This is a genomic window from Plantibacter sp. ME-Dv--P-122b (assembly GCF_030209375.1).
In the GTDB taxonomy this organism is placed as follows: Bacteria; Actinomycetota; Actinomycetes; order Actinomycetales; family Microbacteriaceae; genus Plantibacter.
Genome location: NZ_JARVSC010000009.1, coordinates 84684 through 103916, shown reverse-complemented (window position 1 = coordinate 103916; position 19233 = coordinate 84684). Strand labels below are relative to the sequence as shown.

Here is a 19233-nt window from a genome sequence, read left to right as displayed (position 1 = left end):
CCGACGCGCCACCCGCATCACCGCACCACGGAACTCCGGCACCCGACCCGCGGGTGGTCCCCTCGACGGACCACCCGCGGCGCCCCCACCGAAAGGACGCGACATGAGTGCGCTGCTCGACGTCTCCAACCTCGTGGTCGACTTCCCGACCTCCTCGGGGGACCCCTTCCACGCCGTCGACGGCGTCTCGTTCCAGGTCTCGGCCGGTGAGCGCGTCGGCATCGTCGGGGAGTCGGGTTCCGGCAAGTCCCTCACCTCCCAGGCCGTCATGCGGCTCGTGTCGGACCCCGGGGTCATCGCCGGTGGCTCAGTGCGGTTCGGGGGCGAGGACGTCCTCGCGTACTCCGACCGCGCGTTGCAGCAGTGGCGCGGCTCGCAGGTGGCCATGGTCTTCCAGGACCCGATGTCGAGCCTCAACCCGCTCATGCGGGTCGGTCGGCAGATCACCGAGTCGCTCGAGACGCACCTCGGCATGGGGCGTGTCGCCGCCCGGGCACGCGCCGTCGACCTGCTGCGACGGGTCGGCATCCCTGACGCCGAGGCTCGCATGAACGACTTCCCGGGCGCCTTCTCCGGCGGGATGCGGCAGCGCGTCTGCATCGCCATCGCCACCGCCTGTTCGCCGAAGCTCCTGATCGCGGACGAGCCGACCACGGCACTCGACGTGACCGTGCAGGCCCAGGTGCTCGACCTGCTCGACGACATGGTCTCGGAGCAGGACACGGGCGTGATCCTGATCAGCCACGACCTCGGCGTCATCTCCAGTTTCTGTGACCGCATCCTCGTGATGTACGCCGGCCGCATCGTCGAGCAGGGCACCGCCGAGCAGATCGTCGGCGACCCGCAGCACCCGTACACCCACGCGCTCCTCGGCTCGATCCTCAAGCTCTCCGAGCCGATCCCGCCACGGCTGCGCACCATCTCCGGGGCGCCGCCCACCGCCGGCCGTCGGCCGACCGGCTGTGCGTTCGCCCCGCGCTGTCCGGCCGCCGTCGACACGTGTCTGACCAACGACCCGGCGCTCGTCCAGGCGCCGCTCGGCGGGACCGGTCAACGGGTCGCGTGCGGCGTCGTCGCCCCCGAGGCGTTCGCCGTCGAGCAGGAGTCGGCCGCATGAGCCGGCTCGACGGATCGGACCTCGTCAACGGTCCGAGCAGCCGGTCGCGGGCCGGGGAGGCCCTGTTGCAGGTGCAGGACCTCGAGGTCACCTTCCGGCGCTCAGGCGGCATCGGCCGACGCGCCTCCCGGGTGCCCGCCGTCCAGGGCGTCAGTTTCGAGCTGCGGGCCGGTGAGACCCTCGGCATCGCCGGCGAGTCGGGCTCCGGCAAGAGCACCATCGCCAGGACGCTCATGGGCATCAACCAGGCGTCCGGCGGCAGCATGCGCTTGAACGGTGAGGACGTCGGGGCGCTGCGCGGTCGTCGGCTCGCCGAGTACCGGCGCACGATGCAGATGATCTTCCAGGACCCGTACGATTCGCTCGACCCGCGCATGAAGGTGGGGGAGACGCTCCTGGAGGCGATCTCGCTCCGCACCACCAAGCCGACCGATCCCCGGCGGGCGGTCGAGGGCATCCTCGACCAGGTCGGCCTGTCGCGCAGCTTCATCGAACGGCGACCGCGCGAGCTGTCTGGCGGCCAGCGCCAACGCGTGTCGATCGCCCGCGCGCTCTGCGTCGACCCCCGCCTCATCCTCTGCGACGAGGCCGTCTCAGCCCTCGACGTCTCGGTGCGGGCGCAGGTGCTCAACCTGCTCAAGGACCTGCAGGAGGACCTCGGCCTCGCCTACCTCTTCATCTCGCACGACCTGTCCACACTCCGCTTCATGGCCGACCACGTCGGCATCATGTACCTCGGACGCCTCGTCGAGATCGGGACGCGGGACGAGATCTTCGACAACCCGCAGCACCCGTACACGAGGGCGCTGCTCTCGGCGGTGCCGGAGCCGATCGTCCGCGACCGCTCGACCCGCCTCCCACGGGTCCGCCTGACGGGTGAACCGCCGAGCGCCGCGAACCCGCCGAGCGGGTGCAGCTTCCACCCGCGGTGCCCCATGGCCCAGGAGGTCTGCGGCACGGTGGCGCCGCCCCTGCGGACGACGGCCTCCGGTCAGGCCGCCGCCTGCCACTTCGCGGACCCGGTGCTGGTGCCGGAGCCCTCCCGGATCGGAGCCGACGCATGAGCGAAGCCCTCCCACCCGTCATCGGCCAGGGTGTCGACCTGGCGGCGACCGACGACGACCGACCCATGCGCGCCCGCGAGGTGCTGCGCAGTCTCCGTCGCGACCCCGCGGCCCTCGTCTCGCTCGTCGTGCTCCTCCTCATCGCGCTGATCGCGGTGCTGGCACCACTCATCACCCCGCACGACCCCCTGCAGACCTACAACGACATCGGGCTCGGACCACAGGGCCAGCCGCTCCCGCCCGGCACGCCGGGCTTCCTGCTCGGCACCGACGCGCTCGGTCGCGACGTGCTCTCCCGCCTCATCTCCGGGACGCAGGTGTCGCTCGTGATCGGCATCGTCGCCAACGGGCTCGCGACCATCGTGGGGGTGACGGTCGGCGTCATCGCCGGGTACTTCGGCGGCATCGTCGAGGCCGTGCTCATGCGGATCACCGACGTCGTGATCTCGTTCCCGATCCTGCTGCTGTGCACCGCCCTCATCGCGGTCACGACCCGGAGCACGACGAACGTCATCATCGTCATCGCCCTCATCTACTGGACGACGCTCGCGCGGATCATCCGCGGGATGGTCATCTCACTGAAGCACCGGGAGTTCGTCATCGCGACCCGGACGCTCGGGGTCGGGCACCTGCGGATCATGTGGAAGCACATCATCCCTCACCTGCTGCCGGCGATCATCGTCTACGCGACCCTCGGTGTCGCGTCCTCGATCCTCATCGAGAGCGCCCTGTCCTTCCTCGGCATCGGCGTCCCGATCCCGCAGGCGTCCTGGGGCCAGATGATCTCCGACGGCAGCACCTACTTCCAGATCGCCCCCTGGATGCTCTTCATCCCCGGCATCTGCCTCATCGTCACGGTAATGGCGTTCAACCTGGTCGGCGACTGGTTGTCCGAGATGCTCGACTCAGCAGCACCGATGGCGAGGTAGACCGTGTTCTGGTGGCTTGCACGACGACTCGGGCAGATGGCCCTCGTCCTCTTCGGGGTGGTCAGCCTCGCGTTCCTCCTCGTCTACGCCGTGCCTGCGGACCCTGCGGCCACGCTCGCTGGTCCGAACGCGAGCGCCGAGACGATCGCGTCCATCCGTGCGCAGCTCGGCCTCGACGCGCCGCTGTGGGAGCAGTACCTCGGCTTCATCGGGCGGCTCCTAAGCGGTGACCTCGGCACCTCCTACGTCCTGCGCGAGACGAGCGTGTTCGAGCGGATCGTCTCCGCGCTGCCCACGACGGTCCTCGTGGCCATCGGCGGGCTCATCTGGCAGATCGTCCTCGGGGTCCCGGCCGGCATCTACGCGGCCTACCGTCGCGGTGGCTGGGTCGACCGCACGGTGACCTTCGTCTCCCTCATCGGCCTCTCGGCACCGTCGTTCTGGCTCGGCCTGCTCCTCATCTACTACTTCGCGTTCAGCTGGGGCCTGTTCCCGCTCAACGGGCTCGGCGATCCGATCATCTGGTACCTCGTGCTGCCGACCTTCACGCTCGGCTCGGGCGGCGGCGCCTGGTACGCCCGCATGACGCGCACCAACATGATCGAGACGCTCGACTCGCCGTTCGTCCGCATGGCCCGGGCGAAGGGCATGCCGGAGCGCACCATCCTGTGGCGCCACTGCTTCCGGCACGTCGCCATCCCGCTCGTCACGATGATCGGGCTCGACTTCGGCTACTTCCTCGGCGGCGTCGTGATCGTCGAGACCGTGTTCGGACTGAACGGCATCGGCCGGCTCGCCTTCGACGCGATCTCCAACCTCGACACCCCGATGATCGTCGGCACGGTGCTGTTCTCGGCCCTGTTCATCGTGGTCGTCAACTTCATCGTCGACCTCCTCTACTCCGTCATCGACCCACGCGTCCGCCTCCAGCGCGCGTGACCTGAACCTCCGACCGATCCCACCACCGTCCGCGCATCGCACGATGCCGGCACCCGCAGAAGGAGAACCACCATGTCCGATCGCAAGCTCCGAGTCGCCGTCGTCGGTGCCGGCCGCTGGGCCGTCCGCTCCCACATCCCCGGCTGGCAGCGCGACCCGCGCGTCGAGGTCGTCGCGTTGGCCGAGATCGACGAGGAGGCGCTCGCCTCGGCGGCCGCGGAGTTCGGGATCGAGCGTGCGGTGACCGACTACCGGGAACTGATCGACGACCCCGACATCGACGTCATCGACGTCGCGACCGGCAACGCCATGCACTTCGAGATCTCCATGGCGGCCATCGCGGCGGGCAAGCACGTGCTGTGTGAGAAGCCCGTCAACAGCGACTACACCGAGACCCGTCGTGCCGCGGCGCTCGCCGCCGAGCGTGGCGTCAAGACGAAGCTCGGTTTCACCTTCCGCTTCGCCCCCGCGATCCAGTACGCGAAGCACCTCATCGACCAGGGCTTCATCGGCGAGCCCTACATCTTCAACGGCTACGAGCAGAACAGCCAGTGGATCGACCCGAAGACCCCGCTGCGCCAGGTGGACCCTGACGCCGACCCCGAGGTGATCGCCGTCTCCTCCATCGAGGGGTACGGTGCTCCGATCATCGACATCATGCACTGGTGGCTCGACGCGCCCATGACGAGCGTCGTCGGCACGATGCGCAACTTCGTCCCTGAGCGGATGGTCCGCGACACCGGTGCCATGCAGCGCATGAACATCGACGACGGCGACATGTGGATCGCCGAGTTCGAGCAGGGTCGCCTGGCGTCCATCCAGTCGTCCTACGTCACCGTCGGCAACTTCCCCGGCATCGAGGCCCGCATCTACGGCTCGGAGGGTGCGATCATCGTCCGCCTGGTCGAGGAGGCCGGCATCTGCCAGACGATCAAGGTCGCGAAGAAGGACCAGGTCGAGTTCGAGGAGCTCGAGATCCCGCAGGAGTTCTTCCCCGAGGGTGGGGCGTCCACCGAGCCCTGGCCGTTCCTCTTCTACTCGAACCTCTGCAAGGACTTCGCCACCGAGATCCTGTCCGGCGAGGACTTCAACCAGGGCAACTTCGACCAGGGCGCGCTCGTCCAGGAGACGATCAACGCGTTCGAGCTGTCGTTCCGCACGCGCGCCTGGTGCGACTTCCCGCTCGCGCTCGCCCCGTCGGATGCGAACGACGCCGAGGCGGCCCGCGCGTGACGGACGCCGAGACGGTCGTGCCGCTCGCAGCGGTCGACGCGGCGGCCCACGCCTGGGGCGAACTCGCCGACGATCAGGCGGCGGCGACGATGCTCACCAGGGTGCTCGCAGCGGTCGACGTCCCGGGCGTGAGCTACGCCGACGCCCGGCTCATCGAGGCCGAGGAGGTGCGCCTGTACTCGACGCTCGAGTCCGGACTCGACGAGCGGATCGAGCACAACCTCGGTGTCGGCGTGCGTGTGCTCTTCAACGGCAGCTGGGGGTTCGCCTCCGTTCCGATCGACGACGCCGACGACCTCACGCTCGCGGCTCATCGCGCGCTCGCCAATGCGCGCAACGCCGATCGGGTCTCCGACGCGTACCGCACGGAACTGCCGCCGATGCCGGCGGTGAGCGGCCGGTACGCGACCGACGTCGTGCTCGACCCCTTCGCGGTGTCGGCGTCGACCCGGCAGGCGCTGCTCGGCGACATCCTGAGCGCCGCGAGCGCGCCCGTCGAGGTGGTGATGGCCCAGGCCGGCCTGAACGCGAAGCGACAGCACCGGCACTTCGCCAACACGGAGGGCTCGATGCAGCACCAGCACCTCATCGAGAGCGGGGCGATGGCGCTCGTGAACGCGGTCGGCCACGGCACGATGCAACGGCGTTCCTTCCCGAACTCCTTCCACGGCAACACCGCGCAGGCGGGGTGGGAGTACGTCGAAGGCCTCCGGATGGTCGAGGAGGCCGATCGGATCGGGCGGGAGGCCGTCGAGCTGTTGACGGCGCCGCTCGCGCCGCAGGGCACGGCCGACGTCATCGTCGGCCCGGCGCAGATGGCCCTCCAGATCCACGAGTCCACGGGTCACGCCCTCGAGCTCGACCGCATCCTCGGCGACGAGGCGAACTACGCGGGCACCTCGTTCATCGGGCCCGACGCGGTCGGCTCGCTCCGATACGGCTCCGAGGCGGTGAACATCACCTCCGACCCGACGGTGCCCGGCACCCGAGGCTCCTTCGCGTTCGACGACGAGGGCGTCCCGGCGTCCCGCCAGCCGCTCATCTCGGAGGGGATCATCCGCAACTTCCTCTCGACGCGGGACTCGGCCGCCCGGATCGGGGTGCCGTCGATCGGCGCCGCCCGCTCCGACGGCTGGGGGTACACGCCCGTGTGCTTCGCGACGAACGTGTTCCTCGAACCCGGCAGCGGGTCGACCGAGGAACTGCAGGAGCGTCTCGGAGACGGCTACTACATCGACGACAACCGCAGCTGGTCGATCGACGAGCGGCGACACAACTTCCAGTTCGGCACCGAGGTGGCGTACGAGGTGAAGAACGGTCGGCGGGGTCGCCTGCTGCGTGGCTTCTCGTACGGCGGCACGACGCCCGAGTTCTGGCAGTCCGTCGAGGCGGTCGCGGGACCCGAGGAGTTCAAGGCCTTCGGCATGCCCTGCGGCAAGGGCGAACCCAAGCAATGGGGCTTCCTCGGGCACGGCGCCTCGCCGACGCTCGTGCGGAACCTCCGGATCGGAGTGGACCGATGAGCGACACCGACAGCACGACCACCACCGCCTTCGGGCCCGTCGTCGGCGGCGAGCGAGCCGCCGAGGCGCTCGAGGCGGCCCTGCGCGACGCCCCGGCGGACCGGATCGAGGCGTTCCTCACCGGTCGACGAGGGGACTTCACCCGCTTCGCCGGTCGTCGGGTGCACCAGAGTCAGGCCATCGACGAGGTGCAGATCATGGTCCGCGCCGAGGTGGACGGGCGGGCGTCGCTCGCCGCTGCCAGTTCGATCGCCGGGATCGGCCGGGCGGTCGCGAACGCGAGCACCGCCGCGCGGGAGCAGGCCGAGCGAGGGCTCCCAGCCGCACCGCCACGAGCCGAGCCCGGCCCGGTCGACGAACCCGTCGTGTCGGGACGCACCGCGTCCGGCGCCCTGCTCTGGGGCGAGGACACGGCGGCCTGGGACGTCGGTGAACACGTCGCCCTCGCCGATCGCGCGATGACGGAGGCCGACCGCGCCGGTGGTGTGGCCGCAGGCATGTTCGGCCGCGCGGTCACGGAGGTCGCCTTCCACGACCGCGAGCGCGGGACCTCCCGGTACGCCGCGGCGACCGAGGCGCAGGGTTCCCTCACCGTCCGCATCGACGACGGATCCTCGCACTGGAAGGACCTCTCCCGGTCGTCGGACCGCCTGCTGGCGGCGGAGTCCGTCGAGCGGACGCTCTCCGAGGCGTCCGCCACCCGGGGTCGCGCCCCGCTCGCCCCCGGCGAGTACGACGTCGTGCTCGGGGCGCTCGCCGCCGGAGAGTTCCTCGACTTCTTCGGCGCTTTCGGCTTCACCGGCGGGGCGCTGGCGTCCGGGTTCGGCACCCCCGCGACCCGCGCCGGTGAACAGGCGGCCTCGTCGCTCGTCTCGGTGCACGACGACGCGACGGCCGACCTCGGACTGCCGTTCCCGTTCGACTTCCAGGGCACCACGAAGCGCGACGTCCCGTTCCTCGACCACGGCCGGGTCGCGGAGGTCGTCACCGACCGGGAGACCGCCTTCGCGCTCGGGACGGCATCGACCGGAAACTTCCACATCGCCCGGGAGGAGGCGCCCCATGCGATCCCGATGAACGTCATCCTCCGTGCAGCCGACACGACCGAGCTCGACCTCATCGCGGGCGTCGAACGCGGGGTGTACCTGCAGCGCTTCTGGTACACGCGCACCGTCGATCCGGTCCGCTCCACGATCACGGGGGTCACGCGCGACGCGTGCTTCCTCATCGAGAACGGTCGCATCACGCGGCCGGTCGAGTCGCAGCGCTTCACGGTGAGCGTGCTCGACAGTCTCGCGCGGGTCGACGGCGTCGGATCGGTCTCGCTGAGCCAGCCGCTCATGAACGTGTTCAACGGTGCCGCGACCGCGCCACCACTCCGCATCCGCGGCTTCGCCCTCGGCACAGCCCCGGCCCCGAAGGGAGCGACGGCATGAGCCTCAGGACCAACGAGGACCGCCTGGTCACGCAGATCCTCACCGGAGAGGTCTGGCCGCCCCAGGCCGACCGTCACGGCTACCGGGTCGACCCCGACGGCCACCCCTTCATCCTGCCCGGCATGGGCGGGGTGACGATGGGTGCGCACGTCGGTGAGGCCGCAACGGGGCATGCAAGCGACCACCTCGAACCCGGCCTGTCGATCCGGCACGCGGGCGCCGAGGCGAACGCCGCACTGCAGTTCCTCAGCTGCGTGGGCAACATCGTGACGGTGCGCTCGGGGGCGGCGGCAGGAGCCGAGGGTGTCGTCATCGGCCAGCACGCCTACGTCCTCGCCGACTTCGCCGACGGGGCGCTCCGCCAGGTGACGACCGGCGACGCCGTGAGCGTCGAGGCCCGCGGTCAGGGCCTGCGCCTCCTCGACCACCCGGACGTCCGGGTGAAGAACCTGGACCCGCGGCTCCTGCCGCACCTGCCGTTCTCGACGGCGGCCGACGGCACGCTCGAGGTCGGCGTGGCCATGCGCGTCCCGGCCGAGGCGGCCGGCGCCGGTGGCGGCATGCTCTCCGAGTTCGCCAACACCGACCTCATGGGCGCCTACCCGGGCCTCAGCGAGGACCTGTCGCTCGGCCTCGAGTCCCTCCGCATCGGCGACATCGTCGTCCTCGAGGACCAGGACCACTCCTACGGACGCGGCTACCGGCCCGGCTGGATCACGATCGGGGTCATCTCCACCGGCGAGTGCCGCCTCTTCGGGCACGGTCCCGGCCCGTCGACCCTGCTGTCGGGACCGGTGTCGGCGTTCACGGTCGTCGACGACCGCGCCGCCAACCTCGGCACCGCGCTCGCCGGCATGGGCCGAGCGACGACCACGACCACGACTACGACCACGACGGAGACGGCCGCATGAGCTCGATCATCGCCAACAACCTGCTCGGCTTCGTCGAGCACGCCGGCCTCACCCCCATGGTGTCCTACCGGATCGACCGCGACGGACACCCCTACGTGCCGATCGGCGACGGCGGGGTCGTCCTCGGCGTGCACCTGGGAGACTCGGTCTTCGCCTCAGACACCGACCACGTCGCACCCGGGGTCACGCTCGTGCACCCGGACGCCGGGTCGCGCTTCGGACTGACGTCCTTCGCCTGCATCGGGAACCGCGCGACCGTCCGGTCCGGTGCGGCGACCGGGGCGACGGGGTCCGTCGTCGGCAAGCGCGGTGAGGCGGGCCGGGTCATCGTCTCCTTCGACGACGAGACGATGGCCGCCCTGCTGCCCGGGGACCGGATCGCGGTGCACGCCATGGGTCAGGGCCTGCGCCGCGAGGACCTGCCCGAGGAGATCGTCCTGCTGAACATCGACCCCGCCCTCCTCGACGCGCTTCCGCTGCGCGTCGAGGACGGTGTCGCGGGCTTCGACGTGGTCGGGGTGCTGCCGGGCAAGGTGGCCGGCAACGGTATCGGCCGACCCGCGCACCAGTGGGACGTCGACCTCGCCGTGGTGCCGGAATCGCCCGAACTCGCCGGGATCGACATGCGGCTCGGGGACCTGTTCGCGGTCGAGCACCTCGACGTCCGCCACAACATGGGGTACCGGCGGGACTGGATCACCGTGGGGATCATCGTCCACGGCGGCTCGCCCATGCCCGGTCACGGTCCCGGATTCGTCCCGATCGCCTGCGGTCCACGGTCGGTCCTCCAGCCCCGGACCGTCAGCGAGGAGGCAGGCGGTGTCCGGCCTGCGCTCACGGCGGAGCGGCTCGCGGCGGTCGCGCCCTGGCCGACCGACTGACCGACCGAAGGAACGCGCGACGCACCGCGCCACGACCGACGCATCGCCGCGCCCGCGGCAGGATGGACCATCATGCAGATTCTCATCGCCAGCCACCTCGAACCCGAGCACGTCGAGGCGATCCGCGCCTCGCACCCGGACGTCGAGGTGCTCTACGACCCGTCGCTCATCGGCGTCCCGCAGTACGTGGCCGACCACCACGGTCCGACGCCCCGGCTCTCCGCCGCTGAGCAGCAGCAGTGGGAGGACATGCTCGCGCGGGCCGAGGTGGCGTTCGACTTCGACTGGCAGGATCCGGCTGCCCTGCCGCAGCGGGCACCGAACCTGAAATGGATCCAGGCCACGAGTGCGGGCATCGGCGCGTTCATGCGTCGCACGGGTCTCGACCGGAGCGGCATCGTCGCGACGACGGCCGGTGGCGTGCACGCCGTGCCGCTCGCCGAGTTCGCCCTGACCGGCGCGCTCTTCGTCGTGAAGGGCCTGCCGTACCTGCAGCGTCAGCAGCGCGAGCACCGGTTCGAGCGGTACACCACGAGGCAGCTCGCCGGCATGCGCGTCACGGTCGTCGGCGTCGGCGGGATGGGCTCGAACGTGGTCCGGACCTTCGACGCGATCGGTGCCCGCGTGACCGCGGTGGGTCGCGTGGGCGGGAGCTACGAGCTGCCGGAGGGCGTCGAGCTGAGCGATGTCGACCGGCTCGACGAGGTGCTGCCGACCACGGACGTGCTGGTGCTCTGCACGGCGCTCACCCCCGAGACCGAGAACCTCATCAGTGCGGACCGGATCGCACTCCTCCCCGAGGGGGCAGCCGTCGTCAACATCTCGCGCGGTCAGGTGATCGACGAGGACGCCCTCATCGAGGCCCTCCGCTCGGGTCGACTCGGCGGTGCCGCCCTCGACGTGTTCCGCGAGGAGCCCCTGCCCGCCGACTCGCCCCTCTGGGACCTCGACAACGTGCTCATCTCACCGCACTCCGCGTCCACGGTGGAGAGCGAGAACGCGACGCTCACCGCGCTCTTCATCGAGAACCTCGCCCGGTACCGCGCGGGGGAGCCGCTGCTCAACCGCTTCGACGCCGACCGGGGCTACTGACCGCTCGGCCACGATCACGACTCGCGGATCGCCCGCCAGTCGTGCCGCGCGGCGAAGCGGCCGTCGATGAACACGTCGATGTAGCGTGCGCCACCGTCGATCGGTTCCTGGATGATCACCCGAACCGACACCATGTGTCGTTCCTGCACCCCGACCTCGACGTCGAAGACGTTCGGCATGATGCGCCCCAGATTGCCCCCGCTGTCGGCCGCCAGCCACCCGTCGACCTCGATCGTCACCCGGTTCCGGATCCCGGCGACCCGCACGGTGACGTGATGGGGCTCGTCGACCCCGACGGTGAAGCTGAATGAGACGGCCATGACCACCATCAGACCACACGCGTCGACCGCTGGGCGCTGCTCAGGTGATCGGCCCGCCGGTGCACCGCGCGACGAGCTGGATCTCGACGGGTGCATCGCCGGGAAGCGCGGCGACCCCGAGGGCGGCGCGGACGGGCAGTGAGGCGTCGGGGAACCGTTCGACGACCACGGCGCTCGCCGCGTCGGCGATCTCACTCAGCCGGACGAAACCGTCGGCCACCGCGAGGTAGACGGTCAGGGAGATCACCTCGGTGAGGATGGCACCCTCGGGAACGGCGCTCGCCGCCGCGGCGAGGGCGCGCTCGGTCGCGATCCGGGTGGCGGCCAGCGCCTGGGCGTCGTCGAGTTCGCGACCGATCCGGCCGGTCGCCACGAGCGCGCCGTCGACCCGTGGGGTCATGCCGGCGGTGTGGACCAGCTCGCCGACGAGCCTCGCGACCGAGTAGGCGCCGGCCGGACGGAGTCCCGCGTCGCGGGCTGCCTCGTCCGTCACGCGTGGATGCCGGCTGCGGTCGCGAGTCCGGTCAGGCACACGACCATGCGGTCGAGCGCGGCGGCCCACTGGGTCTCGTCGCGGGCGTAGCAGATCCGGAAGTGCCCGGTGCCGGACGGACCGAACTGGTAGCCGGGTGAGACGACGACCTGCGCCTCGCGCTGCAGGGCGCCGGCGACCTCGACGTCGGACACCCCGAACGCGGAGACGTCGAGGAACAGGTAGGCCGTGCCGTCCTGGGGGCTCATCCGCAACCCCGGTACGCGGGAGAGGGTCTCGACCGTGGTCCGCTTGATCGCCTCGAGGTCGGCGATGCGCTCACGGAGGAAGTCGTCGTCGTCGACGAGCCACCGGGCGAGCATGCGCTGCGCGTAGGCGGGCGCGCGGAGCGAGGTCATGGCGAGGGTCTGCTCGACCGACGCGATCACGTCCTCCGGCGCGACGACGACGCCGATGCGGAAACCGCTCATGGACTCGGTCTTCGACGGACCGAGGAGGGTGATGGTGCGGTCGGCCATGCCGGGCTCGGAGCGCAGGTGCGGGAACGGGGTGTCCGTGTAGAGGAGTCGGCTGTACAGCTCGTCGACCAGGACGCGGAAACCGCCGGCGACGGCGAGTTCGGCGACCCGGGAGATCATCGTCGCGGGGTAGACGGCGCCGGTGGGGTTGTTCGGGTGGGAGAACATGAGCAGCTTCGGCTGCTCGGGGAGGAACTGCTCCACCGCGTCGAGGTCGAGGCTCGGGTGCTCGCCGTCCAAGACGAGTGGGATGCGCTCGACCCGCGCTCCGAGGAAGGCGAGGATCCGCTCGCAGAACAGGTAGTCGGGGTCGGCGAGGAGGACGAGGTCGCCCTCGTCGATGATCGACGACAGCGTCGTGAACAGCGCCCCCTGCGTGCCGGGCGTCAGGGCGAGGTTGTCGGCACCGACGTGGCTGCCGAGGAAGCCGCCGATCGCCGTGGCGAGCTCGGCCAGGACGCCCGGGTCGCCGCGGTACGGCGTGTACGCCCACGCACCGGTGGCGACCGCCTCGCGGATGGCCTCGTCCGCCCAGGCCGGCGGTGGGAAGCGCACGGTGTCGAAGTGGGTCGTGTCCAGCAGGCCGTGGCCTCCGCCGTCAAGGCGGAGGGAGAGGTCGGCTTCGCGGACGGAGAGCCCGGGAGCGGCCTCGCGATAGGTGAGATGCGTTCGAGCCACGCGCGCGCTCTGCGCCGGACGCAGGCCGGGAGCGGTTGGCGTGTCGTCGCCGAGCTGGGCGGTGGTGGCCGCAGGCGGGTGCACAGACATACGAGCTCCTCAGAACAGTGAGGTCCGCCTCATCCGGACCTGTCATCTGTAGACTGTATACTATCGACAACCGGTGATCCATGATCCGCGTCAGAAGCCGACGCTCGTCGGATCGGGCGGAAACGCCCGGTCCTTGCGTCGGGGCTTCCGCACGCGCACGTTTCGTGCTCGTAACGAATCAGCACCGGAAGGCCCCTGGGTTTGAGGGATTTGTTCGGAGCGTGCTGTAATCCTCTACAAGCACGTGCGAAGAACCTGCACACAGCCGTGCCGTCTCTCACACACAGAAAATGAGGTCGACATCAATGTCATCCCCACGTAGTGGATTCCGGAAGAGCGCCGTCGCGCTCGCGGGTCTGTCCATCACCGCTCTCGCCCTCGCCGGCTGCGCCGCCGGCAACGATGGCGGTTCCAGCAGCGGTGCCAGCGGCACGATCGTCATCGGTACGACCGACAAGGTCACGACGCTCGACCCGGCCGGATCCTACGACAACGGCTCCTTCGCCGTCATGAACCAGGTCTTCCCGTTCCTCCTGAACACGCCGTACAACAGCCCCGACGTCGAGCCCGACATCGCCGAGTCGGCCGAGTTCACCTCGCCGACCGAGTACACGGTGAAGCTCAAGAAGGGCCTCAAGTGGGCGAACGGCAACGACCTCACCTCCTCGGACGTGAAGTTCAGCTTCGATCGCCAGCTGGCCATCGCCGATGACAACGGCCCGTCGTCGCTCCTCAGCAACCTCGAGAAGACCGACGCGCCCGACGACCTCACCGTCGTCTTCACGCTGAAGACCGAGAACGACCAGACCTTCCCGCAGGTGCTCTCGAGCCCCGTCGGCCCGATCGTCGACGAGGACGTCTTCTCCGCCACCGAGGTCACGCCCGACAACGACATCGTCAAGGGCAAGGCCTTCGCCGGCCAGTACACGATCGACAGCTACAAGTTCAACGAGCTCATCTCGTACAAGAAGTACGCCGACTACCAGGGCCTCCTCGGCGAGGCGAAGAACGACACCGTCAACGTGAAGTACTACACCGACGAATCCAACCTGAAGCTCGACGTCAAGCAGGGCAACATCGACGTCGCGTCGCGCAGCCTCTCGGCGACCGACATCGAAGACCTGAAGAAGGACAAGAACGTCAAGGTCGTCGACGGCCCCGGTGGCGAGATCCGCTACTTCGTCTTCAACTTCGACACGATGCCCTACGGTGCCACCACCGCTGACGCCGACCCGGCGAAGGCGCTCGCCGTCCGCCAGGCCGCTGCCGACCTGATCGACCGCGCAGCGATCGCGAAGGACGTCTACAAGGACACGTACACCCCGCTCTACTCCTACGTGCCCGCCGGCTTGACCGGCGCCACCGAGTCCCTCAAGGGCCTCTACGGCGACGGCGACGGCGGCCCGGATGCCGCGAAGGCCAAGGAGACGCTCGAGGCAGCCGGTGTGACCGTTCCGGTCGCGCTCAACCTCCAGTACAACGGTGACCACTACGGTTCCGGCTCCGGCGACGAGTACGCGCTCATCAAGGACCAGCTGGAGGCCGACGGCCTGTTCACCGTCAACCTGCAGCAGACCGAGTGGGTGCAGTACTCGAAGGACCGCACCACGGACGTCTACCCTGCCTACCAGCTGGGTTGGTTCCCGGACTACTCCGACGCGGACAACTACCTGACGCCGTTCTTCGCCACGGACAACTTCCTCGCGAACCACTACGACAACCCGGCCGTCAACGACCTGATCAACCAGCAGCGCTCCACGACGGACGCGGACGCACGCACCAAGCTCATCGAGCAGATCCAGGACGCGGAGGCGGCCGACCTGTCGACCATCCCGCTGCTCCAGGGCGCCCAGGTCGCGGTCGTCGGCAAGGACATCTCCGGCACCGTCCTCGACGCGTCGTTCAAGTTCCGCTACGCACCCATCACCAAGGGCTGAGTAGCCTGACCAACTGATATCCGACTACAGTGAGTCGGACGTCGCGATCGGGGTGGCTCCACAGAGCCGCCCCGATCGTCTGTCCGGGCTCTACCGAGTCGGTGATCGAGGAGGATCCACTGCAATGACGGCAGCTGTCGCAACCCCACCCCCCAAGGCGGCCAGACGTTCCGGAGGTGGCGGACTCTGGCGGTACCTCGTCATCCGCTTCCTGTTGATCATCCCGACGGTGTTCATCCTCGTCACCATGGTCTTCTTCCTGATGCGCCTGACCGGTGACCCGATCACGGCGGCGCTCGGAGGCCGACTCCCGGCCGATCAGCTCGCCGAACGCATCAGCGCGGCCGGCTACGACCGGCCGCTCTTCGTCCAGTACGTCGAGTTCCTCGGACAGATCGCGGTCGGCAACTTCGGCACGACGATCTCCGACAACCGGCCGGTCATCGAGGTCCTCCTCACGTACGGCTCCGCGACGCTCGAGCTCGCGATCTACGCCCTCATCGTCGCGTTCATCGTCGGCATCCCGCTCGGTATGCTCGCCGCCGCGCGCCGCGACCGCTGGCAGGACGCGGGCCTGCGCGTCTTCGCGATCCTCAGCTACGCGACCCCCGTGTTCTTCGCCGGCCTGCTGCTCAAGCTCATCTTCTCCGTGTGGCTCGGAATCCTCCCGGTCGCCGGTCGAGCCAGCACCGGCACCGAGCTGACGCTCCAGACGATCTCCAACCCGTCCGGCATCTACCTGATCGACGCGATCCGCCTCGGCGACCCGACGGCGATCAGTGACGTCCTCGCCCATGCGGTGCTCCCGGCGATCGCCCTCGGCCTGCTGACGGCCGGCGTCTTCCTGCGGCTGGTCCGCACCAACGTCATCGGCACGCTCGGTTCCGGCTACGTCGACGCGGCCCGGTCGCGCGGCGTCAGCGAGTTCCGGCTCGTGACGAAGCACGCCTACCGTCCGGCGCTCATCCCGATCATCACGGTCATCGGCCTGCAGATCGCGCTCCTCCTCGCGGGCGCGGTCCTCACCGAGACGACGTTCGAATGGAAGGGCCTCGGCTTCATGCTGAGCGAGTACCTCAAGGCACGTGACTTCGTCGCCGTCCAGGGGATCGTCGCGCTGCTGGCCGTCATCGTCGCCCTGACCAACTTCATCGTCGACATCATCGCGGCGATCATCGACCCGAGGGTGAGGTACTGAGCATGAGTGCTCCGACAGCCACCACCGCCGTGCACACCGCGCCCGCGAAGCGTCCGCTGCGCGACCGCCTGCCCGTCGTCAAGCAGTTCCGCCAGTCCGTCGGGCTGCAGCGGGCGATGCTCGTCATCGGTCTCGTCGTCACGGGTGTGTTCGTGCTCATCGCGATCCTCGCCCCGCTCGTCGCGCCCTACCGGTTCAATCAGCTGCGCGGCGACGACGGTTCGTTCGGTACGCAGCAGGCGCCGAACGCGACGAACCTCCTCGGGACGACCGTCGGCGGGTACGACGTCCTGTCCCGCGTGCTCTGGGGTGCCCAGACCGCGCTGTTCGTCATCGTGGCAGCGATCATCCTGTCGATCTTCGCGGGCGTGCTGCTCGGCCTCGTCGCCGGGTACTTCGGCGGCTGGCTCGACCGCGTGCTCGTCGTGGTGTGCGACGCGGTCTACGCGTTCCCGTCACTGCTGCTCGCGATCGTCATGTCGATCGTCATCAGCCGTGGCCAGTCGAGTCTCTGGGGCGGCATCCTCGCCGCAGCGATCTCGATCACCGTGGTCTTCATCCCGCAGTACTTCCGGGTGATCCGCTCCGAGGTCGTGCGCATCAAGAGCGAGGCGTTCGTCGAGTCGGCGAAGGTCATCGGTGCGTCGAGCTCCCGCATCATGTTCCGGCACGTGTTGCGGAACGCGACGCGGACGCTGCCGCTCATCATCACCCTCAACGCCTCCGAGGCCATCCTCACGCTCGCGGGGCTCGGCTTCCTCGGCTTCGGCATCGAGCCGACCGCTGCCGCCGAGTGGGGCTACGACCTCAACCGGTCCGTCTCCGACGTCACGAGCGGCATCTGGTGGACCGCGCTGTTCCCCGGCCTCGCGATCGTGCTCGTCGTGCTCGGCATCACGCTCGTCGGTGAGAGCCTCAACGACCTGTCCGACCCGCGTCTGCGCAGCCGTCGTCGGGTCGGCGCGTCGAGTGGATCGGTCGCTGCGACGTCGAGCATCACGACCACCGGAGGCACGCCCGACAGCCCCGGTGGCGCCGGGATGATGGACGCCGAGTCGCTGGGAGCCGTGAGCGACGCCGCGGCGGACAGCGATCTGGAGAACCGAAGAGAGGACGAGCGCTCATGAGCCAGTCGACGCCGACCACCGGTCCACGCGACCTCGGCACCAAGGACATCGTCAGCATCCGCGACCTCGGGGTCTCGTTCTCGACCGACGCCGGCGCCGTGAAGGCGATCAACGACATCTCGCTGTCGGTCGCACCGCGCGAGATCGTCGCGATCGTCGGCGAGTCCGGCTCGGGCAAGACGGTCACGGCCAAGACCATCCTTGGTCTGCTCCCGGAGACGGCGACCGCCTCGGGTGCCGTCGTCCTGCGCTCTCGCGACGGTTCGACCGAGCAGGACGTCGTCACGGCGTCGGCGGAGCAGCTGCGGTCCATCCGCGGCAGCGACGCGGCGATGGTGTTCCAGGAACCGTCGACGGCCCTCAACCCCGTCTACAAGGTGGGCTGGCAGATCGCCGAAGGTCTCCGCGCGCACGGGTCGTACACGAAAGCCGAGGCCCGGGCCAAGGCCATCGACATCCTGCGTCGCGTCGGCATCCCGGAGCCGGAGGAGCGGGTCGACTACTTCCCGCACCAGTTCTCCGGCGGGCAGAAGCAGCGCATCGTCATCGCGATGGCGCTCGTGCTCGACCCCGGTCTCATCGTGGCCGACGAGCCGACGACCGCGCTCGACGTCACGGTGCAGGCGGAGATCCTCGACCTCCTGCGTCGGTGCCGCGACGAGTTCGGCACGGCCATCGTCCTCATCACCCACAACATGGGCGTCGTCGCCGACCTCGCCGACCGCGTCGTGGTCATGTACCAGGGCGACATCGTCGAGGAGGCTCCCGTCCAGGAGCTGTTCTCCTCACCGAAAGCCGAGTACACGAAGAAGCTCCTGTCGTCGGTGCCGCACGTCGGCCGCGGCAAGAGCTCCGCGCCAGCCGAGGTCGAGCGCGGCAAGCAGTTGCAGCTCGGTGAGCCAGTTGTGGTCGCGAAGGGCCTCGAGATCGAGTACCCGGGTCGTTTCGGCCGTGCCGGGTTCCGGGCGGTCAAGGGTGTCGACTTCACGATCCATGCGGGCGAGGTCCTCGGCCTGGTTGGGGAGTCGGGGTCGGGCAAGACCACGATCGGCCGCGCGATCGCCGGGCTCACCAAGGTGACCGGCGGCTCGCTGTCGGTGCTCGGTGTGGAGATGAACCGGGTGAAGGAGCGCGAGTTCGCTCCGAAGCGTCGTGAGATCGGGTTCGTGTTCCAGGACCCGGCGACGAGCTTCAACCCGCTGCTCACGATCGCGGAGTGCGTGGCCGAACCGCTCATCGTCCACGGCCGCTTCGGCGATGCACGGGCGGCCCGACGCCGGGTGGACGAGCTGCTCGAAGCGGTGCAGCTGCCGAAGGCGTTCGGCGACCGCTTCCCGCACGAGCTCTCCGGTGGGCAGCGGCAGCGCGCTTCGCTCGCGCGGGCGTTGGCGCTCGAACCGGCCCTGCTGGTCGCCGACGAACCGACCTCGGCACTCGACGTGTCGGTCCAGGCCCGTGTGCTGGAGCTCTTCGCCGAGCTGCAGCGCGAGTTCGGGTTCGCGTCGCTGTTCATCAGCCACGACCTCGCCGTCGTCGACATCCTCGCCGATCGCATCGTGGTGCTGTACCGCGGCGACATCGTCGAGGAGGGGCCCGGTTCGGCGGTGCTCGGTGCGCCGAGCGACGTCTACACGCGTCGTCTCCTCGCGTCGCTCCCCGTGCCAGACCCGGCCGAGCAGGCCGTCCGTCGCGAGGAGCTCAAGCGCCTCCGCGCCTGACCCTCACCCCCGGTCCCTGAGCTGTCGAA

The 19233-nt window shown here is 69.6% G+C and carries 17 protein-coding genes; 14 read left to right on the top strand and 3 right to left on the bottom strand.

Features of this window, described 5'->3' with window-relative positions; translation table 11 throughout:
- The first annotated feature begins 103 nt into the window (after positions 1-103).
- The 10 genes from QRN19_RS15450 to QRN19_RS15405 all read left to right on the top strand — a co-directional run bounded on the left by QRN19_RS15450 (position 104) and on the right by QRN19_RS15405 (position 11125).
- A complete protein-coding gene (locus QRN19_RS15450; RefSeq protein ID WP_285028054.1) occupies positions 104-1117 on the top strand; it encodes an ABC transporter ATP-binding protein in 1014 nt (337 codons plus the stop codon).
- Positions 1114-2181 (top strand): ABC transporter ATP-binding protein, encoded by a 1068-nt coding sequence (locus tag QRN19_RS15445; protein WP_285028050.1) that lies wholly within the window; start codon positions 1114-1116, stop codon positions 2179-2181. The genes QRN19_RS15450 and QRN19_RS15445 overlap by 4 nt, the downstream gene beginning before the upstream one ends.
- Positions 2178-3110, top strand: a complete 933-nt coding sequence (locus tag QRN19_RS15440) for an ABC transporter permease (RefSeq protein ID WP_285028048.1) — start codon at positions 2178-2180, stop codon at positions 3108-3110. Before QRN19_RS15445 ends, QRN19_RS15440 begins: the two co-directional genes overlap by 4 nt.
- Positions 3111-3113: 3 nt before the next feature.
- A complete protein-coding gene (locus QRN19_RS15435; RefSeq protein ID WP_285028045.1) occupies positions 3114-4049 on the top strand; it encodes an ABC transporter permease in 936 nt (311 codons plus the stop codon).
- Between the two features lie 72 nt (positions 4050-4121).
- Positions 4122-5282: a Gfo/Idh/MocA family protein gene (locus QRN19_RS15430; protein ID WP_285028043.1), complete on the top strand. Its 1161-nt coding sequence runs from the start codon at positions 4122-4124 to the stop codon at positions 5280-5282.
- Positions 5279-6805 (top strand): TldD/PmbA family protein, encoded by a 1527-nt coding sequence (locus tag QRN19_RS15425; RefSeq protein ID WP_285028041.1) that lies wholly within the window; start codon positions 5279-5281, stop codon positions 6803-6805. The genes QRN19_RS15430 and QRN19_RS15425 overlap by 4 nt, the downstream gene beginning before the upstream one ends.
- Positions 6802-8241, top strand: coding sequence for a metallopeptidase TldD-related protein (locus QRN19_RS15420; RefSeq protein WP_285028039.1), 1440 nt, complete (start codon positions 6802-6804; stop codon positions 8239-8241). The genes QRN19_RS15425 and QRN19_RS15420 overlap by 4 nt, the downstream gene beginning before the upstream one ends.
- Complete coding sequence (locus QRN19_RS15415; RefSeq protein ID WP_285028037.1) at positions 8238-9152, top strand: DUF4438 family protein; 915 nt, start codon at positions 8238-8240, stop codon at positions 9150-9152. Before QRN19_RS15420 ends, QRN19_RS15415 begins: the two co-directional genes overlap by 4 nt.
- The gene (locus QRN19_RS15410; RefSeq protein WP_285028035.1) at positions 9149-10033 is read left to right on the top strand and encodes a DUF4438 family protein; all 885 of its coding nucleotides are present in this window, start codon (positions 9149-9151) and stop codon (positions 10031-10033) included. Before QRN19_RS15415 ends, QRN19_RS15410 begins: the two co-directional genes overlap by 4 nt.
- A gap of 72 nt (positions 10034-10105) precedes the next feature.
- Positions 10106-11125 carry a D-2-hydroxyacid dehydrogenase gene (locus tag QRN19_RS15405; RefSeq protein WP_285028033.1) on the top strand — a complete coding sequence of 340 codons (1020 nt, stop codon included), beginning with the start codon at positions 10106-10108 and terminating at the stop codon, positions 11123-11125.
- 14 nt (positions 11126-11139) lie between these two features.
- On the opposite strand, the gene QRN19_RS15400 is transcribed toward QRN19_RS15405, so the two are convergent.
- Genes QRN19_RS15400 through QRN19_RS15390 form a run of 3 tightly spaced genes read right to left on the bottom strand, consistent with a single transcriptional unit; the run spans position 11140 to position 13224 of the window.
- Entirely contained in the window at positions 11140-11445 is a 306-nt protein-coding gene (locus tag QRN19_RS15400) for a hypothetical protein (protein WP_285028032.1), read from the bottom strand.
- 40 nt (positions 11446-11485) lie between these two features.
- Positions 11486-11938: a RidA family protein gene (locus QRN19_RS15395; protein ID WP_285028031.1), complete on the bottom strand. Its 453-nt coding sequence runs from the start codon at positions 11936-11938 to the stop codon at positions 11486-11488.
- Positions 11935-13224, bottom strand: a complete 1290-nt coding sequence (locus QRN19_RS15390) for a pyridoxal phosphate-dependent aminotransferase (protein WP_285028030.1) — start codon at positions 13222-13224, stop codon at positions 11935-11937. Before QRN19_RS15390 ends, QRN19_RS15395 begins: the two co-directional genes overlap by 4 nt.
- A 305-nt stretch (positions 13225-13529) precedes the next feature.
- Here QRN19_RS15390 and QRN19_RS15385 point away from each other — a divergent pair, with 305 nt between their 5' ends.
- From QRN19_RS15385 to QRN19_RS15370, 4 genes are all read left to right on the top strand, one after another.
- The gene (locus tag QRN19_RS15385) at positions 13530-15161 is read left to right on the top strand and encodes an ABC transporter substrate-binding protein (protein ID WP_285028029.1); all 1632 of its coding nucleotides are present in this window, start codon (positions 13530-13532) and stop codon (positions 15159-15161) included.
- A gap of 124 nt (positions 15162-15285) precedes the next feature.
- Positions 15286-16359 (top strand): ABC transporter permease, encoded by a 1074-nt coding sequence (locus QRN19_RS15380; protein ID WP_175116577.1) that lies wholly within the window; start codon positions 15286-15288, stop codon positions 16357-16359.
- 2 nt (positions 16360-16361) lie between these two features.
- On the top strand, positions 16362-17486 hold the full coding sequence (locus QRN19_RS15375; RefSeq protein WP_285028028.1) for an ABC transporter permease: 1125 nt from the start codon (positions 16362-16364) through the stop codon (positions 17484-17486).
- Positions 17483-19204: a dipeptide ABC transporter ATP-binding protein gene (locus tag QRN19_RS15370; protein ID WP_079704269.1), complete on the top strand. Its 1722-nt coding sequence runs from the start codon at positions 17483-17485 to the stop codon at positions 19202-19204. Before QRN19_RS15375 ends, QRN19_RS15370 begins: the two co-directional genes overlap by 4 nt.
- The last annotated feature ends 29 nt before the right edge of the window (positions 19205-19233 follow it).

Bases quoted from the DNA above. Each gene is read 5' to 3' on its own strand.
- QRN19_RS15420 (WP_285028039.1), top strand. From the start codon at position 6,802: ATGAGCGACACCGACAGCACGACCACCACCGCCTTCGGGCCCGTCGTC.
- QRN19_RS15440 (WP_285028048.1), top strand. From the start codon at position 2,178: ATGAGCGAAGCCCTCCCACCCGTCATCGGCCAGGGTGTCGACCTGGCG.
- QRN19_RS15400 (WP_285028032.1), bottom strand. From the start codon at position 11,445: ATGGCCGTCTCATTCAGCTTCACCGTCGGGGTCGACGAGCCCCATCAC.
- QRN19_RS15385 (WP_285028029.1), top strand. From the start codon at position 13,530: ATGTCATCCCCACGTAGTGGATTCCGGAAGAGCGCCGTCGCGCTCGCG.
- QRN19_RS15405 (WP_285028033.1), top strand. From the start codon at position 10,106: ATGCAGATTCTCATCGCCAGCCACCTCGAACCCGAGCACGTCGAGGCG.
- QRN19_RS15370 (WP_079704269.1), top strand. From the start codon at position 17,483: ATGAGCCAGTCGACGCCGACCACCGGTCCACGCGACCTCGGCACCAAG.
- QRN19_RS15410 (WP_285028035.1), top strand. From the start codon at position 9,149: ATGAGCTCGATCATCGCCAACAACCTGCTCGGCTTCGTCGAGCACGCC.
- QRN19_RS15390 (WP_285028030.1), bottom strand. From the start codon at position 13,224: ATGTCTGTGCACCCGCCTGCGGCCACCACCGCCCAGCTCGGCGACGAC.
- QRN19_RS15450 (WP_285028054.1), top strand. From the start codon at position 104: ATGAGTGCGCTGCTCGACGTCTCCAACCTCGTGGTCGACTTCCCGACC.
- QRN19_RS15380 (WP_175116577.1), top strand. From the start codon at position 15,286: ATGACGGCAGCTGTCGCAACCCCACCCCCCAAGGCGGCCAGACGTTCC.
- QRN19_RS15375 (WP_285028028.1), top strand. From the start codon at position 16,362: ATGAGTGCTCCGACAGCCACCACCGCCGTGCACACCGCGCCCGCGAAG.
- QRN19_RS15445 (WP_285028050.1), top strand. From the start codon at position 1,114: ATGAGCCGGCTCGACGGATCGGACCTCGTCAACGGTCCGAGCAGCCGG.
- QRN19_RS15415 (WP_285028037.1), top strand. From the start codon at position 8,238: ATGAGCCTCAGGACCAACGAGGACCGCCTGGTCACGCAGATCCTCACC.
- QRN19_RS15430 (WP_285028043.1), top strand. From the start codon at position 4,122: ATGTCCGATCGCAAGCTCCGAGTCGCCGTCGTCGGTGCCGGCCGCTGG.